The sequence below is a fragment of the Streptomyces sp. NPDC102279 genome, assembly GCF_044766365.1.
Lineage (GTDB): Bacteria > Actinomycetota > Actinomycetes > Streptomycetales > Streptomycetaceae > Streptomyces.
The window spans coordinates 260,604-279,503 of the sequence record NZ_JBIWLU010000011.1 but is presented as its reverse complement, the minus strand read 5'-3'; the positions used below and the strand labels follow the sequence as shown (position 1 = coordinate 279,503).

General features: G+C 71.3%; 16 protein-coding genes. 5 read left to right on the top strand and 11 right to left on the bottom strand.

Features of this window, described 5'->3' with window-relative positions; translation table 11 throughout:
• Position 1: 1 nt before the first annotated feature.
• The 5 genes from ACIRQH_RS28400 to ACIRQH_RS28380 all read right to left on the bottom strand — a co-directional run bounded on the left by ACIRQH_RS28400 (position 2) and on the right by ACIRQH_RS28380 (position 5,526).
• On the bottom strand, positions 2-1,342 hold the full coding sequence (locus ACIRQH_RS28400) for a CpaF family protein (protein ID WP_358816637.1): 1,341 nt from the start codon (positions 1,340-1,342) through the stop codon (positions 2-4).
• An 18-nt stretch (positions 1,343-1,360) separates the two neighbouring features.
• Entirely contained in the window at positions 1,361-1,741 is a 381-nt protein-coding gene (locus ACIRQH_RS28395; protein WP_358816636.1) for a TadE/TadG family type IV pilus assembly protein, read from the bottom strand.
• Positions 1,742-1,977: 236 nt separating this feature from the next.
• Complete coding sequence (locus tag ACIRQH_RS28390; RefSeq protein ID WP_358816635.1) at positions 1,978-3,597, bottom strand: AAA family ATPase; 1,620 nt, start codon at positions 3,595-3,597, stop codon at positions 1,978-1,980.
• Positions 3,598-3,750: 153 nt separating this feature from the next.
• Positions 3,751-4,464, bottom strand: coding sequence for a Flp pilus assembly protein CpaB (gene cpaB / locus ACIRQH_RS28385; protein WP_358816634.1), 714 nt, complete (start codon positions 4,462-4,464; stop codon positions 3,751-3,753).
• Between the two features lie 180 nt (positions 4,465-4,644).
• Positions 4,645-5,526 carry a hypothetical protein gene (locus tag ACIRQH_RS28380; protein ID WP_388869574.1) on the bottom strand — a complete coding sequence of 294 codons (882 nt, stop codon included), beginning with the start codon at positions 5,524-5,526 and terminating at the stop codon, positions 4,645-4,647.
• 377 nt (positions 5,527-5,903) lie between these two features.
• On the opposite strand from ACIRQH_RS28380, the gene ACIRQH_RS28375 reads away from it, so the two are divergent.
• From ACIRQH_RS28375 to ACIRQH_RS28365, 3 genes are all read left to right on the top strand, one after another.
• Positions 5,904-7,595, top strand: a complete 1,692-nt coding sequence (locus tag ACIRQH_RS28375; protein WP_388869571.1) for a chitinase — start codon at positions 5,904-5,906, stop codon at positions 7,593-7,595.
• A 150-nt stretch (positions 7,596-7,745) separates the two neighbouring features.
• Positions 7,746-8,261 carry a SigE family RNA polymerase sigma factor gene (locus ACIRQH_RS28370; protein ID WP_404227441.1) on the top strand — a complete coding sequence of 172 codons (516 nt, stop codon included), beginning with the start codon at positions 7,746-7,748 and terminating at the stop codon, positions 8,259-8,261.
• Between the two features lie 105 nt (positions 8,262-8,366).
• Positions 8,367-9,614, top strand: a complete 1,248-nt coding sequence (locus ACIRQH_RS28365; RefSeq protein ID WP_388869566.1) for a hypothetical protein — start codon at positions 8,367-8,369, stop codon at positions 9,612-9,614.
• On the opposite strand, the gene ACIRQH_RS28360 is transcribed toward ACIRQH_RS28365, so the two are convergent.
• A complete protein-coding gene (locus ACIRQH_RS28360; RefSeq protein WP_404227437.1) occupies positions 9,611-10,942 on the bottom strand; it encodes an Nramp family divalent metal transporter in 1,332 nt (443 codons plus the stop codon). The genes ACIRQH_RS28365 and ACIRQH_RS28360 overlap by 4 nt on opposite strands.
• A gap of 299 nt (positions 10,943-11,241) precedes the next feature.
• Between ACIRQH_RS28360 and ACIRQH_RS28355 the strand changes: the two genes are divergently transcribed.
• Entirely contained in the window at positions 11,242-12,612 is a 1,371-nt protein-coding gene (locus ACIRQH_RS28355; protein ID WP_388869560.1) for a M14 family metallopeptidase, read from the top strand.
• A 69-nt stretch (positions 12,613-12,681) separates the two neighbouring features.
• On the opposite strand, the gene ACIRQH_RS28350 is transcribed toward ACIRQH_RS28355, so the two are convergent.
• The 5 genes from ACIRQH_RS28350 to ACIRQH_RS28330 form a co-directional block, all read right to left on the bottom strand.
• Complete coding sequence (locus tag ACIRQH_RS28350) at positions 12,682-13,455, bottom strand: hypothetical protein (protein ID WP_404227434.1); 774 nt, start codon at positions 13,453-13,455, stop codon at positions 12,682-12,684.
• Positions 13,456-13,542: 87 nt separating this feature from the next.
• Entirely contained in the window at positions 13,543-15,021 is a 1,479-nt protein-coding gene (locus ACIRQH_RS28345; protein WP_358816626.1) for a gluconate:H+ symporter, read from the bottom strand.
• Positions 15,022-15,164: 143 nt separating this feature from the next.
• A complete protein-coding gene (locus tag ACIRQH_RS28340) occupies positions 15,165-15,575 on the bottom strand; it encodes a RidA family protein (RefSeq protein WP_388929634.1) in 411 nt (136 codons plus the stop codon).
• A gap of 7 nt (positions 15,576-15,582) precedes the next feature.
• Positions 15,583-16,338 carry an IclR family transcriptional regulator gene (locus tag ACIRQH_RS28335; RefSeq protein WP_358816624.1) on the bottom strand — a complete coding sequence of 252 codons (756 nt, stop codon included), beginning with the start codon at positions 16,336-16,338 and terminating at the stop codon, positions 15,583-15,585.
• On the bottom strand, positions 16,335-17,438 hold the full coding sequence (locus ACIRQH_RS28330) for a sugar kinase (RefSeq protein ID WP_404227429.1): 1,104 nt from the start codon (positions 17,436-17,438) through the stop codon (positions 16,335-16,337). Before ACIRQH_RS28330 ends, ACIRQH_RS28335 begins: the two co-directional genes overlap by 4 nt.
• Positions 17,439-17,611: 173 nt before the next feature.
• Between ACIRQH_RS28330 and ACIRQH_RS28325 the strand changes: the two genes are divergently transcribed.
• On the top strand, positions 17,612-18,889 hold the full coding sequence (locus ACIRQH_RS28325) for an amino acid deaminase (RefSeq protein WP_404227426.1): 1,278 nt from the start codon (positions 17,612-17,614) through the stop codon (positions 18,887-18,889).
• The last annotated feature ends 11 nt before the right edge of the window (positions 18,890-18,900 follow it).

Here is an 18,900-nt window from a genome sequence, read left to right as displayed (position 1 = left end):
GTCATCCGATGGCCTGCCGGGTCGTGAGGACGTCGATGGCCTCGGTGACGCCGAAGGCGGGCGGCAGCGGCTCGTTGGCGACGTACAGCTTCTCGGCGACCGAGCGCGGCAGCGGGAGGTGCTCGAAGTGGCCCCGGACGACGCGGTCGGGTCCGACGGGGCGGGGCACGAACCGGGTGACGGGGCTGACGCGGAACTGTTCGCGGCCGTGCGAGACGAGCAGGGCGATCTCGGTGACCTTGCGGGAGCCGTCGGCGTGCCGGGAGAGCTGGACGACCACCTCGACGGCGGAGTTGATCTGGTCCTTCAGCGCCTCGAAGGGGATCTGGACCTCGGACATGGAGCCGAGGGTCTGCAGGCGCATGAGGGCGTCCTCGGCGGAGTTCGCGTGGACGGTGGCGAGCGAGCCGTCGTGGCCGGTCGACATGGCCTGGAGCATGTCGAGGGTCTCGCCGCCGCGGACCTCGCCGACGATGATGCGGTCGGGGCGCATGCGCAGGGAGTTGCGGACGAGGTCGCGGATGGTGATCTGGCCCTTGCCCTCCACGTTCGGGGGCCGCGATTCGAGGCGGATGACGTGCTCCTGCTGGAGCTGGAGCTCGGCGGAGTCCTCGATGGTGATGATGCGCTCGTGGGACGGGATCAGTCCGGAGAGAGCGTTCAGCAGGGTGGTCTTGCCGCTGCCGGTGCCGCCGCTGACGATGACGTTGAAGCGGGCCCGGACGAAGGCCGCGAGGAGCATGAGCATCTGCTCGTCGAGGGAGCCGAGGCCGATCAGTTCGGGGAGGGTGTAGGCGCGGGGGAAGCGGCGGATGGTGAGGGTGGGGCCGGTCAGGGCGAGCGGCGGGATGATGACGTTGACGCGCTCGCCGGTGGGCAGACGGGCGTCCACCATCGGGTTGGACTCGTCGACGCGGCGGTTGACCGTCGAGACGATGCGTTCGATGGTCTGCATGAGCTGCTCGTTGGACGCGAAGCGCAGCGGCAGCTGTTCGACGCGGCCGGCCCGCTCGACGAAGATCGAGTCGGGGCCGTTGACCATGATCTCGGTGATCGAGGCGTCGGCGAGGAGCGGTTCGAGGACGCCGAGTCCGAGGGCCTCGTCGACGACCCGGCGGATCAGCTGGGAGCGTTCGGCGGTGGAGAGGACCGGGCCCTCGCGGCTGATGATGTGGCCGAGGACGCGTTCGAGGCGCACGCGGCGTTCGGCCGCGGCCAGGCTGGACATCTCCGCGAGGTCGATCTCCTCCAGGAGTTTCGCGCGGTAGACGGCGACGAGGTGTCCGTCCTCACGGGCGGGTCCCCCCTCGTCGGGGGTCGCGATGCGGGAACGCAGGCTCATGGTGTCGGCTCCTCCCGGTCAGTCGTCGGTGGGCATGGTGGCCGTGCGGGACAGGTCGTAGCCGCCGAACAGCGGGATGACGCCGGGGACGTGGACCGTGACCGTCGCGGTGGTGAGGTCGGCCCCCTGGGCGGGCGCCACCTGCGGGTCGAGCCAGCCGCTGACGGCGGCCTGTCCGGCCGCGCCGCCGTCGCCGCCCTGGGAGGCGACGCGCGCGGCGGCCCGCGCCCCGGAGCCGGCCTGGTTGGCGCCGTACCCGATGAGACCGAGCTGGATCGTCGCCATCCCGATGAGCAGCAGGATGGGCAGGAATCCGGTGAACTCCAGGATGGAGACGCCCCGGTCGTCACGCAGGCGGCGGGTGCGACGGTCACAGTCCGGGGCCGGGGGCGTGTTCACGGCCGGGGTCCGGCGGGTGGCGCGGGACGCCGGGGCGGCGTTCCCGTCCGGGCACGCTCCGGCGCCACGGGGGCCTCGCGCGGAGCGACGGTCGCCCGCGGGGCGGCCGCTCCCGGCCCGGCGTCGGCCGGTACCGCACGGCGCGCAGGTCGTGCCGTGAGCGCCCGGCGCGCGCTGTCCGAACCGGAGGTCTCGGAGGTAGAGCCGGAGCCGTGGTCGTCGTCGCTGGAACGTCCTCATCCGTCGTCCCCTTCCAGTGCCGCGCCCGCCGTGCCCTTCACGTGGAAGCCCGCGTCGAAGCCGGGGAAGAACAGCGGCACGTCGACGTCGACGGTGGCCTTCATGACCGAACCGGCCGGGGCGCAGCCGATGCCCGCGTCCTTCCAGGAGCCCGGGAGGTGCTTGCTGCCCGCCGCCGCGCAGGCGCCGCCGACGTCGCCGTTCACCGCGTACGCGGCGGTCGCGGCCCGTGCCGCCTCGTCGGCGGCGTTCCCGGCGAGGGAGTACGAGTAGCCGTACAGCACGCACTGCCACAGGATCGTCATGACGACGAGCAGCAGCGGGAACATCCCGGCGAACTCCAGGGTGACGGCTCCCCGGTCGCCGCCCCGGCGGCGCAGGCTGAGCGCGCCCCGGTCGGACACCGGTGCCTTGCGCCGTCGGCCGCCGGCCCCGCCCTCCTGGGGGACCACGAGGCCCAGTTCGCCGGCCAGCGTCCACAGGGCCTGCTTGACGGTCGAGCGGGCGTCCAGGTCCTGGAGCCGGCCCGCGTCGACGACGGCCTGGAGTTCCTTGAAGGCGGCGGGGACGGAGGCGCGGGCGACCTTGGTGCCGGTGACGCGTTCGACGAGGGACGGCTGGATCTCCGTACCGCGGGCGAAACGGTTGACGACCGTGGTGGTCTCCTCCGCCTTGCGGATCTGGAGGCGGTCCCACATGCGGACCATGCGCTTGGCGGCACGGACGGCGACGACGTCGGGGGTGACCAGGAGCAGCGCGATGTCGGCCAGTTCGACGGCGGCCGCGGTGGCCGAGTTCATCTGGGAGCCGCAGTCGACGACGACCACGTCGTGGCGGGAGCGGAGCGCGCCGAGGACCTGGCGGGTCACCCGGTCGGTCACCTCCTCGCCGCGTTCGCCCTCGGCGGGGGCGAGCAGCAGGGCCACGCCGCTGTCGTGGGTGTAGACGGCGTCCTGGAGGACGCGCGGGTTGATGTCGGTGATGGCGGCGAGGTCGGCCACGGAGCGGCGGAACTGCACGTCGAGGTAGGAGGCCACGTCGCCGGACTGCAGGTCCAGGTCGAGCAGCGCGACGTTGCGGCCGGACGCCTGTGCCGCGAGGGCGAGTTGGACGGCGGTGACGGTCGCGCCGACGCCGCCCTTGGCGCCGGTCACGGTCACGACGGTGCCGCCGGGGCCCGTGTACAGGGCGGGTGCGCCGCTGTGCAGGTGGCGGCGCATGCCCGCGGACCAGGAGGCGGCGGCCTGGACGCGTTCGGCGAGGGCGTCGTAGCCGAGGGGCAGGCCGATGATGCCGCGGGCGCCGGAGTCCATGGCGGCGGTCAGGACGCCGGTGCTGGTGTCGGCGGTGATGAGGACGACGCCGACGGCGGGGAAGCGCATCACCAGGTCGCGGATCAGGTCCAACGCCGGTACGGGTCCGATGCGTTCGTGGACGAGGACGACTTCGGGCAGTTCGTCCAGGGACTCGGCGGCCAGGCGCGCCAGCGTGTCGAGCAGGGCCGTGGAGTCGGGTACGGGCGGGGCGGGTTCGGCGTCGGCGAGCTGGCTCAGCAGGGTGGTGAGGGCGCGGGCCGAGTCGATGTCGCCGACGGCGGAGAGGATGCGGACGGTCATCGGCCCAGCTCCTCGTCGACGCGCGGCACTCCGGGCCGCCGGGCGTTTGCGGCGCGCGTCCGCGGCGCCGGCCTCGGGTCCCGGAACGTACGCGTGGGCCTCGGGCGGGGACTCGGGCAGCGCCCCGTGGGCATGGACCTCATGCGCGGCCTCCTACTTGTCCTCGTCGAGGGTGTACGTACGGTCCCCGGGCGCGACGGCCGCGTCGGAGCCTCCCGCGACCAGGGCGAGCCGGACGTGTTCGGCGAACGACTCGGCGTAGGCGACGCGTTGGGCGTCCGCGGTGCCGAGCGCGAAGGTGATGGGGACGGCCTGGTTGGCGTTGTTGCGCCGGTCGGAGCTGGACTGGCCGGGGTCGAGCGCGGTGAGTTTGCCGACGTCGATGACGCGCGCGTTCTCGACGATCACCTTGGACTGGTCGACGCCCTTGTCGTTCTCGGCCTTGAAGGTGGCGTAGATGTTGACCCGCGAGCCGGGGTTGATCTTGCCCGCGACGCCGGTCGCGGCGTCGATCAGGATGGCGATCTCCTGCTGTCCGGCGGCCAGTCGGGGCCGTTCGACGATCATGTCGGCCTGGAGCAGGGAGCCCTTCTCCAGCTGGGTGACGGCGATCTTGCCGCGGATCTGGGAGAGGCTGGTGACGGCGGTGGACGACAGCCACCGCTCCGGCATCGAGATCTTCTCGAACTGGTCGGCCGACAGCTCCTTGTAGGGCGCGATGTCGTCCTTCAGGCGGTACGCCGTGACCTCCGGGCCGACCTTGGAGTTCACGTCGCGGATCACCGAGAGGACTCCGGCGAAGGCGCCGAGGGCGCACAGGACCGAGAGGACCAGCAGGATGACGCCGCGGCGCTGGCGCGAGTTCACTGAATCTCACCTCGTGGAGCGGGGCCGGGGACGGGACCGAGCTGTCTGTTCTGCCAAGGTGCCGGGGGGTGTGCCCCGGGGTGGTACAGCATGCTCCGGACAACCTCGATCTGCGGGGGACGGCGGGGTCGTGCGCTGGTGCCTGGTGCTGTTCGGATGTGCCCGGTGGTACGGAGGGGCCTAGGTGGCGCCCCGGGGCAGGGCGCGTACCGAGGAGGATGCCCGGACGACGGTGGCCGGAAGCTCCTGCGCGGAGGGAGGTGGCAGGGGCGCGGCGCAGAACCCGCAGCGGTCACCGATGAGTTCGAGGCCGCACCAGTGGCACTGCTCGCGCCGGACGGACGAGACGAGTTGGTAGAGCACGGAGACGTCGTGCAGTCCGGCGGCGAACTCGACGAGGCGTGACGTCCCCCACCAGCGGGCGGATTCGGCGGGCAGCGGGACGGTCGCGGCGCCCTGGACGCGCCAGGCGGGGGCCAAGGTCTCGGTGACCCAGTCGGAGGGCGCCTGCCCCGCCGCCGAGAGCAGCCGGGTTCCGAACTCCGGTCCGGGCAACTCTTGTTGGCCGACCCTGACGATCTCGGGGCGCGGGTTGGCGAGGACCGCGAACTGGGCGCCCGGTACCCACGACTTGGCGTGCGAGCCGAGCGTGACGGGCACGCGGTCGAGCTTGGCGACCGACCCGAGCAGGGCGCCCGCGTAGATGTAGTGCGCGAGCAGCCGGGCGGCGGAGGCCAGGACGCCGGGACTGAAGTCGCAGACGGACAGCTGACGCAACTGCTGGGCGAGCAGGGCGATTCCGAGCGGCGGGAGGTCGAGTCCGAGAAGCGCGATGCGGTCGCTCTCCAGGACGGAGCGGACCGTGCGCAGCCGCTGGGTGACGGCGCCCTCGGCGGAGGACGGGTACAGGGCGATGACGTATCCGTGCTGCTCGATGAGGGCGTGCATCCCGGTGAGGGAGTCCTCCAGGGTGTCCAGGGGCTGGACGACCGCGGGCGGGGTCTGCCGGTCGTGCGGTGGGAGCACCAGGTCGGGACTGGTGACGGCTATCGCGGTCGGCACGCTGCACACACCCCGTTCGCTGGGGCGGGGTGGTCAACCACCGCCTCAGATCGCCCCTTTATCGCCATGGAGCATCACGGACGACCTCGAACGGCCTCAGATCGTCACGGTGACGTCCTCTTGCATCAGCACCATATCCACGGCATGGCCCGCTCAACACCGAATCAACGAGATCATCTCACCGAAGGTGCGGGAGTGATCAACGGAGAGTAAGACGCGCGTGGGACAACTCAAGCCCCTGACTGGGGTGTTGGGCGCTCCAGAGGTCTTGACAACCGGATTGGTCTGGACCAACTTGTATCCACCGGCGGTGGCCACCGTTCCGATCCCCCTCCCCCACCTCTCCCCCGGAGGACCCAGTGGACCGCGTCACCAGAATGCCCAGGCGGAGATGGGCGGGAATCCTCGCCGCCGCCGTCACCGCATCCGTCCTCTCCCTCACCGGTCTGGCCGGCCAGGCCCAGGCCGCGGACGTCAACAACGCCAAGAACGGCGGCTACGAGTCCGGCCTCGGCAACTGGACCTGTTCGGCGGGCAGCGGCACGACCGTCTCCTCGCCCGTGCACGGCGGCTCGGCCGCGCTGAAGGCCACGCCCGCGGGCCAGGACAACGCGCAGTGCACCCAGTCCGTCGCCGTCAAGCCCAACTCGACCTACACGCTGAGCGCGTGGGTGCAGGGCGGCTACTCCTACCTGGGCGCCACGGGCACGGGCACCACGGACGTCTCGACGTGGACGCCGGACTCCTCGTCCTGGACGCAGCTGAAGACCACCTTCACCACGGGTGCCTCGACGACGTCGGTGACCGTCTACACGCACGGCTGGTACGGGCAGGCCGCCTACTTCGCGGACGACCTCTCGGTACTCGGCCCCGACGGCGGCGGTGGCGGTGACCCGGCACCGACGGTTCCGGCGGCCCCCGGCGGTCTCGGCGTGTCCTCCACCACCTCCTCGTCCGTCTCCCTCGCCTGGAGCACGGTGTCGGGCGCGACCGGCTACAACGTCTACCGGGCCGGCTCCAAGGTCCAGTCGGTGACGGGGACCTCCGCGACCGTCTCCGGGCTCGCCGCGTCGACGGCGTACTCGTTCCAGGTCACGGCCACCAACGCGGCCGGTGAGTCGGCGAAGTCGTCGGCGGTCACCGGGACGACCACCGCGTCCTCGGGTGGCGGTGGCGGCGGGGGCAGCGTGCCCGCGCACGCCGTGACCGGCTACTGGCAGAACTTCAACAACGGCGCGACCGTCCAGAAGATCTCCGCCGTGCAGTCGCAGTACGACATCATCGCGGTCGCCTTCGCCGACGCCACCTCGACGCCCGGCGCGGTGAGCTTCACCCTCGACTCGGCCGGCCTCGGCGGTTACACCGTCGACCAGTTCAAGGCCGACATCAAGGCGAAGCAGGCCGCGGGCAAGAAGGTCATCATCTCCATCGGCGGCCAGAACGGCACGATCTCGGTGAGCGACTCCGCGTCGGCCACCAACTTCGCCAACTCGGTCTACTCGCTGATGCAGACGTACGGCTTCGACGGCGTCGACATCGACCTGGAGAACGGCCTCAACGCGACCTACATGTCGCAGGCGCTGCGGTCGCTGTCCGCGAAGGCCGGCTCGTCCCTGGTCATCACCATGGCGCCGCAGACCATCGACATGCAGTCCACGTCGAACGGCTACTTCCAGACCGCCCTGAACATCAAGGACATCCTGACCGTCGTCAACATGCAGTACTACAACAGCGGTTCGATGCTCGGCTGCGACGGCAAGGTCTACTCGCAGGGTTCGGTCGACTTCCTGACGGCGCTCGCCTGCATCCAGCTCGAAGGCGGCCTCGCCCCCTCGCAGGTGGGCCTCGGCCTCCCCGCCTCCACCAGCGGCGCCGGCAGCGGCTACGTGTCCCCGACCATCGTGAACAACGCCCTCGACTGCCTGGCCAAGGGCACCAACTGCGGTTCGTTCAAGCCCTCCAAGACCTACCCGGGGCTGCGCGGCGCGATGACCTGGTCCACCAACTGGGACGCGTCGGCGGGCAGCGCCTGGTCCAACGCGGTCGGCCCCCACGTCCACGCGATGTAACTCCACCCCCACCGCCCGACACCCCTGACGCACCACCCCTTCCCCTTCACCCCGCTCCCCGCTTCCGTGGGGAGCGGGGTGAAACATTTCCGGGGCCCGGCGCATCGAGTAAGTGACGGCGTCGAGTTCACAGTCACCCGGGGGAGTCGGATGAGGAAGGTTCAGGTGGACGGGTACGCGGAGTTCGCCGGCGCTCAGGCCGGGCATCTGTACCGGTCCGCCTGTCTGCTGACCGGTGGGGACGTCCACCTGGCCGAGGATCTCGTACAGGAGGCGCTCGGACGGATGTACGTCAGCTGGGGGCGGGTGTCCCGCAGCGACAACCCGGCGGCGTACGCGCAGACCGTGCTGACCCGTACGTTCCTCGCGCACCGGCGGTTACGCAGCAGTTCGGAACGCGCGACGGACGTGTTCCCCGACCTTCCCGACCCGGCCGGCGACGGCGGCGACACACCACTGCGGCTCACCCTCGTCGAGGCGTTGCACCGGCTGCCGCCGAAGGACCGGGCGGTGGTCGTCCTGCGCTACTGGGAGGACCGCAGCGTCGCGGAGACGGCCGAGGTGATGCGCACCAGCTCGGCAGCCGTCCGCACCCGCAGCGTCCGGGCGCTGGCCCGGCTCCGCACGGTCCTGGGCGGCAGTCTCAGCGAACACGTGGCTCCCTGAGCGGGCCGTCCCCCACCCCTCCGCCCTCCCCACCTCCTCAGGTCCTCAGGTCCTCACCTCCTCACCTCCTCACCTCCTCACCTTCACCAGAAAGGGTGGTTCCCCATGCCCATCGACGACTCTGCCGCCGGCGACCTCTTCGAGGAACGGCTCGGTGATGCCCTGCACCGGGCCGGCAACGGGTTCGACGCCGACCGGCGGGCGCTGGCCGCGGGGGGCGAGGCGCGGGGGCGACGGTCGCGGTCGCGGCGCCGCATCGCGGTGACCGGGAGTGTGGCCGGGCTCGCGCTCGTCGGGGTCGGCGGGGCGCTGCTGGTGCCCCGTACGGACCTCGGGCGGGCACCGGCGGACACGGGCACCTCGAAGGTGCGCACGGAGAAGCACGGTCACGTGATGTCGGCCGCCGACATGATCGAGGCTCTCGAAAAGACGCTCCCCGCAGGCCGGTTCAGCGGCGAGACGGGCCGCCCGGGCGATCATCCGCTGGGCCCTTCCGCCCTCGTCGTCCATGACGACGGGCACGGCAAGGCGGCCGTCTCCGTCGGGGTGAACCTGGTGGATCCCGCGAGCCCGGCGGCCGGGGAGGGCGTCACCTGCCCGGACAGGAGCCTGACGACGTACGACACCTGCGGCACGAGCACGCTGCCGGACGGCTCACGCCTGATGATCTTCCAGGGCTACGAGTACCCGGACCGGCGCGCCGACACGAAGTACTGGTACGCCCAGCTCCTCACCCCGACGGGCCGACAGGTCAACGTCTCCGAGTGGAACGCCGCCGCCGAGAAGGGGAGCCCCGTGACCCGGCCCGAACCGCCCCTGTCCCCGGCCGGGTTGAAGCGTGTCGCGACGGCCGCCGTGTGGCGCAGGGCGGCCGACGGGTTGCCGAAGCCGCGCGAGACGAGCGACCCGACGACGACGTGGCGCACCCCGGCCGACGGGAAGGCCGTCCTGGACACACTGGTCTCGCTGCTGCCCGAGGACGTCACCGTGGCGTCGCGGGGAGCCGACGACCAGGAGTACGCGTGGGTGATCGTCGACGACGGCGAGGGCCGCAGCCTCGTGCAGATCAACGTGCAGGCGGGCATGGGCGACGTGGAGGGCCAGTTGTTCGGCGGCGCAGAGACCCTGCCCGACGGCACGAAGGTCGTCACGAAGAAGGCCCCCGCCGAGAAGGGCGGCTCCGGCGCCTCGATGTGGACCGCCGACACGATCCGCCCGGACGGGCTGCGCGTGGTGGTCTCCGCGTTCAACGCCGACCGGCAGGGCGCGGCGGCCACCCGCCCGGCCCCCGCCCTGACCATGTCCGAGCTCAGGGCGATCGCGACCAGCGCGAAGTGGCGGAGCCTCTCCTAGCGGTTCCTCTGGATGAACTCCGCCCAGGGCTGGTCCCAGACCTGCTTGACGCACAGCACCAGGAACAGGACGCCCGCGATCACGAGCATGGAGTTGCTCAGCGGCCCGTTGCGCCATTCACGCGGCGTGCGGGAGGAGTTGAGGAGGCGGAGCAGGGTCAGCGCGAGGAAGGGCAGGAAGGCCGCGCCCAGCACCCCGTACAGGATGACCAGGCGGAACGGCTGGCCCTGGAACAGGAGGACGATCGGCGGGAAGGTCAGCCACAGGAGGTACCCGCGGAACGCCCAGGACCGGTCGTGCCGGCCCGCCGCGACCTCCTCGCCCCCTTCCCTGCCGCCGGCGCGGTAGTGCGCGACGAAGTCCGCGAACATCAGGCTCACGCCGTGCCACACCCCGATCAGCGAGGTGAACGAGGTGGCGAAGAACCCGATGAGGAAGAACTTCGCGGTCGCCGTGCCGTATTCGGCCGCCAGGATGTCGCCGAGCTGGATCAGCCCCTTGTCGCCGCTCGCGATGGCCACATGGGAGGAGTGGAGCATCTCCGCGCCGACGAAGAGCATCGCGATCACGAAGATGCCGGTGGTGGCGTAGGCCACCCGGTTGTCGAGCCGCATGACCTTCATCCAGCCGCTGTCGGTCCAGCCCTTGGCGTTGACCCAGTAGCCGTAGGCGGCCAACGTGATGGTGCCGCCCACACCTCCGATCAGGCCGAGGGTGTTGAGGACGGAGTCCTTCTCGTCGGGCAGGACGGGGAGCAGGCCCGCGAAGGCGTCCGGCAGGTTCGGCGTGACCCGGACCGCCAGGTACACCGTCACCACGAACATGACGCCCACCAGGACGGTCATGACCTTCTCGAAGACCGCGTACTTGTTGAACCAGACGAAGACGAGGCCGACCAGCCCACAGGCGACGCCCCACCACTGGAGGTCCATGACGTGGGGGAACAGGGCCTGGAGGGGCAGCGCGCTCGACGACATCGCTGCGGCACCGTAGACGAAGCCCCAGACGACCACGTAGACGACGAAGAAGTACGTGGTCCAGCGGCCGAGGCTCGCCCAGCCGTCGAAGAGGGTGCGGCCGGTGGACAGGTGCCAGCGGCCCGCCGCCTCCGCCAGCGAGATCTTGACCAGGCAGCCGATGACGGCGGCCCACAGCAGGGTGTAGCCGAAGCTGCTGCCCGCGATCAGCGTCGCGACGAGGTCGCCCGCCCCGACGCCCGTCGCCGCGACGACGATGCCGGGCCCGATGTACCTCCAACTGGACCTGCGAGGGCGGGAGACGGCCGTGCCGGTCTCCCCTGGCGCTGACGTGCCGGTGGTCTCCGTCATGCGGTTCAAGAAAGCGCAAAGGCGGGGGCGGGCACAAGGGCGCGTAGGCCGATCGCCACGCGATGTGCACAGCGCGGTACCAGAGCCCGCACCTCGGTCGGGGCGCCCGGATCACCCTCCGGCCGGTCCGCGCCCGCGGCCGGTTCCGGTCACGCACCCACGGGCAGCTCTTGACCTGCTCATGCCACAGCCGCACGATGAGCCCCACATCCGCACCGGCACGTCGCCATGGACCACCCCCCGCTCCACTCCACCATTCCGGAGAGACACCGGAATTCCAGGAGAATCCAGGAGATTTCATGCGACTTCGCACACGCGGCCGCGGCAGCCCCCACGGCACGCGAAGAGGCGGGCGGCGCACTGCCGCACTCGCCGTCCTCGCGGCCCTCGCCCTCGCGGCCCCCCTCACCGCCACCGCCACCGACGCCACCGCGGGCGGCGCGCGGACCCCCGCGTCCTCACCCGACGACATCCGCCAGTACGAGATCCACCAGGCCTCGACCCCGGTGTCCCGTACGGCGATCCAGCGTTCCGGCGTCACCGTGGACGAGTCCGACGAGGAGACCGTCGTCGTCTCGGGCCGCGCCGACCAGATCACCGCGCTGCGCCGCCAGGGATACACCGTCTCCCCGCTCGGCGCGGCACCCGACCGCGCCGCCGGAACCGGTGGCACCCGGCTCTTCGACTTCCCGACGGCCGACGCGAAGTACCACAACTACGCCGAGGCGAACGCCGAGATCGACCAGCGGCTGGCGGCCTACCCGAACATCATGAGCAAGCGGGTGATCGGCAAGTCCTACCAGGGCCGCGACATCATCGCCGTCAAGGTCAGCGACAACGTCGGCACGGACGAGAACGAGCCCGAGGTCCTCCTCACCTTCCACCAGCACGCCCGTGAGCACCTCACGGTGGAGATGGCCCTGTATCTGCTGCGCGAACTCGGAGCCGGCTACGGCGGCGACACGCGCGTGACGAACATGGTGAACAACCGCGAGATCTGGATCGTCCCGGACCTCAACCCGGACGGCGGCGAGTACGACATCGCGTCCGGCTCCTACCGCTCGTGGCGCAAGAACCGCCAGCCCAACGCCGGTTCCTCGTACGTCGGTACGGACCTGAACCGCAACTGGAACTACAAGTGGGGCTGCTGCGGCGGCTCTTCGGGCACCAAGTCCTCCGAGACCTACCGGGGCGCGTCCGCCGAGTCGGCGCCCGAGGTGAAGGTCGTCGCCGACTTCGTCCGCGGCCGGGTCGTCGGCGGCAAGCAGCAGATCACCGCCGGGATCGACTTCCACACGTACAGCGAACTGGTGCTGTGGCCGTTCGGGTACACCTACTCGGACACCGCGACAGGCATGACGGCTGACGATCAGAACGCCTTCAGGACCGTCGGACAGAAGATGGCCGCGAGCAATGGCTACACGGCCGAGCAGTCCAGTGACCTGTACATCACGGACGGCTCGATCGACGACTACCTGTGGGGCACCCAGAAGATCTTCGACTTCACCTTCGAGATGTACCCCACGTCCAGCTCGGGCGGCGGCTTCTACCCGCCCGACGAGGTCATCGAGCGCGAGACCTCCCGCAACCGGGACGCGGTGCTCCAACTCCTGGAGAACGCGGACTGCATGTACCGGTCGATCGGCAAGGCGGCGCAGTACTGCGCCTAGGGCACGGACCGGCCGGTGGCCGGGGATCCGCGCGGCCGGACGGGCCGGGCGCGCGGATTCCCGTACCGGCTAACGGTTTTCGGCCTCGTCCGCGGGCTTCCGGTCCGCGGACTTCTCGGCCGTGGCGGCGGCCGCGGACGGCTCGTCCGCCGACTCCTCGGACTCCTCGGACTCCCCGGGCTCCTCGGACACCCCCGTCGCGTCGGCCGCCTCGGTCTCGGAGTCCGGCAACTCCTCGTCGGACGACTCCGGTTCGGCTTCGGCGCCGTCCTCGAAGTACGTGTCCAGGACGGCGTCGAGCTGCTCCTCCCACTCCGTGAAGCGGGAACGGGCCGCGGCCTCGATCTCGATGGGGTACCAGCGGGCGTCCGGCGTGTGCACCGTGACCGTGAACCGCTTGCCGAAGCGGGGCGACTCCGTCTCGACGGCGCCGATCTCGTCCCAGCGGAACTCCGCCTCCTGATCGTCCAGACGCAGGCGGACCCCGTCGTGGTCGGCCCTGATCGAGGCCCGCCGGTCGGAGGCCTCGAAGACGGGGCCGTCAGGATCGGCGTCCCCCTCCTCGTCGGCCGCGGCGTCGGGCTCCGCTCCGGAGCCGGACTCCACTTCGGACCGGGCGTCCTCGGGGCCCGCGTCGGCGGGCGCCTCGTCGGACACCGCGTCGCCGGAGGTCACCGGGTCGGTGGCGGCCGCGGAGGGGGTCTCCTCCGCGGCCGCCTCCCCGGTCTCCTCGACCGCGTCCTTCGGTTCCGCGGGCACGGGTGACGTAAGCCCGGGGATGTACGCCGGGTTCACCGCGGCGGCGTCCAGGGGCTGGCTCTTCGAACCTATGCGCTGCTCCACAGCGCGAAGTATGGTCGAAGATCCTGTGCCAGACACAGCCAGCCCCCACTTAGCTATGCCTCTGTTACACGGGAACGCCCGTCCCCGCTACACGAACAGGCTGACCACGGCGGCCACCGCGAACCCCGCGACGGACAGCACCGACTCCAGAACGGTCCAGGTCCTGAGGGTGTCGCGCTCGCTGATGCCGAAGTACTTGGCGACCATCCAGAAGCCGCCGTCGTTGACGTGCGAGGCGAAGATGGAGCCCGCCGAGATCGCCATGATGACGAGCGCGACGAAGGCCTGGGAGTGGTCCCCTTCGGTGAGCAGCGGCGCCACGATGCCGGCCGTGGTGACGATAGCGACCGTCGCCGAGCCCTGTGCGACCCGCAGCACCAGCGAGATCAGATAGGCCAGGACGATGATCGGCAGGCCGACGTCGTGGAAGGTGTCCGAGAGGGCCTGGGCGACTCCGCTCGCCTTCAGCACGGCGCCGAAGATGCCGCCCGCGCCGACCACCAGCACGATGTTGCCGACCGGCTTGAGGGACGAAGTCGACACGGTCTCCAGGGACTTGCGCGACCAGCCGCGCCGGATGCCGAGGAGGTAGTAGGCGAGCAGCAGGGCGATCGTGAGGGCCACGAACGGGCTGCCGAAGAACTCGATGACCGACCGCGGGGTGGACGGGTCGAGGACGATCGAGGAGAAGGTGGCGGCGAGGATCAGCACGAGCGGCGTACCGATGATGCCGATGACCGTGCCGAGCGGGACGGGCTCCTCGCGCGGGTCGATGCCCTGCGCGCGCTGCTCCTCGACGACGGCCTGCTTGGCCTCCTCGGCCGCCTCGACCATGTCCTGCGGTACGGGGACGAAGATGCGCCGGCCGATCCAGGCGGCGTAGACCCAGGCCGCGAGGACGGAGGGGATGCCGCAGACGATGCCCATGAGCAGGACCCAGCCGAGCTGCACGTGCAGCAGTCCGGCGGCGGCGACCGGGCCGGGGTGCGGCGGCAGGAACGCGTGGGTCATCGACAGGCCCGCCAGCAGCGGCAGGCAGTAGAGCAGGATCGACTTGCCGGAGCGCTTGGCGGAGGCGTAGACGAGCGGCGCGAGGACGAAGATGCCGACGTCGAAGAAGACCGGGATGCCGAAGATGAGGCCGGTCAGGCCCATCGCGAGCGGGGCGCGCTTCTCGCCGAAGAGGTTGAGCAGGCGGGAGGCGAGAACCTCGGCGCCGCCGCTGACTTCGAGGATGGCGCCGAGCATGGTGCCGAGGCCGATGATGATCGCGACGTGGCCGAGGATGCCGCCCATGCCGGACTCGATGACCGAGACCGCGTCGGACTTCTGGACCGTGCCGAACAGTTCCGTGACGGACAGTCCGGCGGCGAGGCCGACGGCTATGGAGACGGCGAGCAGGGCGACGAACGGCTGGAGTCTGACCTTGATGATCAGGAAGAGGAGGAGCGCGATACCGAGGGCGGCGACCGTGAGCAGTCCGGTCGTGCCGTCGAGGAGGGTCAGGAGGCCGCCGGTGTGCGGTGGCGTCTCGGGGGCTGTCGCGGCGAGCGGATACGACGACATGGGTGGAGGGCCTCGATTTCGTAAGTCCATCGTGCTTTCGGGCAGGGGGGATCGCGGCGCGGCGCCTCCTGGATCGGGAGCGCCGCACCGTGATGACGTACGGGTGCGGGAGTTGAACGGGCGTGAGCCCGCGAGAGCAGGCGTCAGCCGAGGACGGCGAGGACGTCGATCTCGACGAGGAGTCCGGCCGGCAGACCGACGTAGACCGTCGTGCGGGCGGCGGGGGGCGCGGTGAGTCCCTGCTCCTCGAAGTACTGGTTGTAGATCTGGTTCATCTCGGCGAAGTGGTCGACGTCGGTGAGGTAGACGCGGATCATCATCGCGTCGTCCCAGCCGGAGCCGCCCTCTTCGAGGATCGCCTTGACGTTGGCGAGGGTCTGGAGGGTCTGCTCGCGCAGGGTGGGCCCGGCGGGCGTCGGGGGCTTGCCGTCCTCGGCGGGCAGGAAGCCGACCTGGCCGGCGACCTGGAGGATGTTCCCCTTCTTCACGCCGTGCGAGAACTTTGCGGGCGGGGTGGTGTGGGTCGAGGGGGTGAGAGCGGTCTTGTCGGTCATGCGGTGATCATTCCTTCGTGGGGGCTTTGCCGGAGTAGTCGCGGCTGATCGCGTCCGCCGTACGGCGCACCAGCGGGAGAAGGGTGAGGAGTTCGTCGGCGGTGACGACGACGTTGGGCGCGGAGACCGACATGGCGGCGGCGACCCGTCCGTCGGCGCCGCGGATGGGCGCGCCGACGCAGTTGATGGACTCCTCGTGGCCACCGAGGTCGGTGGCCCAGCCCTGTTCGCGCACCGTCGCCAGCTCCTTCATGAAGGCGGGGGCGCTGGGGGTCGAACGGGCCGTGTACATGGGGTAGTCGAGCCTGTCGGCGACGGTGCGTCGCTCGGCCTCGGGCAGGTCGGCGAGGAGCAGCTTGGCGACGGCCGCGACGGTGATGGCGACGGGCTTGCCGATCCGCGAGTACATGCGCACCGGGTAGCGGCTCTCCACCTTGTCGATGTAGAGGACCTCGTTCTCCTCGTACACGGCGAGGTGGACGGTGTGGCCGCACTGCTCGTTGAGACGGACGAGGTGGGGGTGGGCGATCTCGCGGACGTCCAGGTTCTCGACGGCCTCCTGGGCGAGGGCGAAGAGCCGGGCGCCGAGGCGGTAGCGCTGGTCGGACTGGCGGTGGACCAGGCCGTGTTCGTGGAGGGTGCGCAGCAGGCGGAGCGCGGTGGACTTGTGGACGCCGAGGCGGTCGGCGACCTGTCCGAGGTCGGCGGGGCCCTCGGCGAGCAGCGGCAGGATGCTCAGCGCTCGGTCGACGGTCTGGCTCATGGCGTACGTACCTCCTCGGCGGCCCGTGCGTCGGCTTCGGTCCAGCCGGGGCCGAGACGAAGTGTCTCCCACGCCCGGTCGTCGAGGGCGGCCAGCCGGTCGGCGTGCCCGCGGGCGGGCGGCTGCGCGAGGTCGCCGGGGACGGTGAGGGCGGCGGCGGCCATCAGGTGGCCGTGCCGGATGCGGTCGCGGACGGACAGGCCGCGCAGGGTGGCGGAGAGGAATCCGGCGGCGAAGGCGTCCCCGGCACCGACGGCCGCGACCACGTCGACGTGCAGGGAGGGGACGAAGGTGCCGCCGGCCGGCGCGGTCCCCTCGGGGGCTCGCTTGTCGAAGACGACGGCTCCGTCCTTGCCGTGCTTGACGACCAGGACGTCCGGTTCGGGCAGGGCGTCGCGGACGGCCCCCGCTCCGTGCAGGTCCCAGGCCTCGCTCGCCTCGTCGTCGCCGACGAAGACGAGGTCGGCGCCGCGCGCGAGGTCGAGCAGGACGCGCGGGCCTTCGGGGTGGTCGCGCCAGAGTCCCGGGCGGTGGTTGACGTCGAAGGAGACGAGGGGGCGGCCGGGACGCGGGGCGGTCAGCTCGCGCATCAGGGCCAGGCAGTCGGCGGACAGGGCGGCGGTGATGCCGGACAGGTGCAGGACGCGCGCGGACCGGATGGCGGCCAGGTCGGTGTTCTCGGCGGTCATCGCGGAGGCGGCGGACCCGGCTCGGTAGTAGGCGACTTCGTGGGCGTCGGTGGCCCGGTCGCCCGCGGTGCGGAAGTAGATGCCGGTCGGGCGGTCGGGGTCGCGGCGGACGGCGGAGGTGTCGACGCCGTACGCGGCGACGGTCTCCACCAGATGGTCGCCGAACCCGTCGGCGCCGACCCTGGAGACCCAGCGCGCGGAGTGTCCGGCGGAGGCGAGGACGCACGCCACGTTGGACTCGGCGCCGCCGATGCCCCGCTCGAAGGACGGCACGTCGGCGAGGCGCCCGGCCCGGGTGGGCAGGAAGGTGACCATGGACTCGCCGAGCGCCACCACGTCAACGGCGTCGGTGCCGCTGCCGGTGTCGGCGCCGTCGGGGGACGCGGCGCCTGCGGGTCCGTTGCTGGTCACGATGGTCGGGGCTCCTCGCTGTAGCGGCCGACGGCGGCGAACGGCACCGTTGACCCTGCGTTGGCTGGGATGTTAGACAGCAGTAAGCGCCATACGCAATGAGCGTTGCATACCTTGCAATGCAGCCAGGGCGCAGCACACCGAGTACCCGGGACACACACCAAGGAGGCCCCATGAGCGCCGACACCGCCGCCGCACCGCTGGCCGCTCTCGCGGCGGACCGCGTCGACCACCGCTTCAAGGGCCTCCCCCCGGACGCGTACGGCCTGACCGTGGGCGAGCTGGCCGCCCGGCGCCGGAACCTCTTCACGGACGGCTTCACCACCCCGGTGCTCGCCCTCTCCGCCGAGCGTCTGGCCCACAACCTCGAACTGATGGAGACGTACGCCACCCGGCACGGGCTCGCCTTCGCCCCGCACGGCAAGACGTCCATGGCCCCGCAGCTCTTCCGGAAGCAGATCGAGCACGGCGCCTGGGGCATCACGCTCGCCGTCCCCCACCAGGTGCGCGTGGCGCGCGCGTTCGGCATCGACCGGATCTTCCTGGCGAACGAACTCGTCGACGCGGCCGCGCTGCGCTGGATCGCCGGGGAGCTGGCCGGAGACCCGGACTTCCGCTTCGTCTGTTACGTCGACTCGGTGCGCGGCGTGGAACTGATGGACGCCGCCCTGGACGGCAGCGCCCACCCGGTGGACGTGGTCGTCGAGCTGGCCGCCGGCGAGGGCGCCCGTACCGGCGTCCGGACGCAGGCGGAGTGCGCGGCGGTCGCGGACGCGGTGGCGGCCACCTCGACGCTGCGGCTGGTGGGCGTCGCGGGCTACGAGGGCGAGGTGCCGGACGCGGACCCGGAGCGCGTGCACGCCTGGCTGCGCCGGCTCACCGCGCTCGCGGTGGCCTTCGACGGCGCCGGGCGGTTCAAGGGCCTCGACGAGGTCGTGGTGAGCGCGGGCGGCAGCGCCTGGTTCGACGCGGTCGCCGACGTCTTCGCGGAGATCCCCGAACTCTCCATGCCCGTACTGAAGTTGCTCCGGTCGGGCGCGTACGTCTCGCACGACGACGGTCACTACCGGAAGCTGACGCCCTTCACCCGGGTCCCGGAGGAGGGTGCGCTGCACCCGGCGTTCCGGCTCTGGGCGCAGGTCGTCTCCCGCCCCTCCGACGGGCAGGCCTTCGCGAACGCCGGCAAGCGGGACGCGGCGTACGACCTCGATCTTCCCCTCGCCCAGGTGGTGCGCCGGGACGGCGTCGAGCGCCCGGCGGACGGCGTCGAGGTCACCGGGCTCTCCGACCAGCACGCGTGGCTGCGGACGGGGCCCGGGGCGGATCTGGAGGTCGGCGACTGGCTCGGCATGGGTCTGTCGCATCCGTGCACGTCCTTCGACAAGTGGCAGCTGATCCCGCTCGTCGAGGCGGACGGCACGGTCGTCGACTACATCCGCACGTTCTTCTAGAAGAGTGGGTC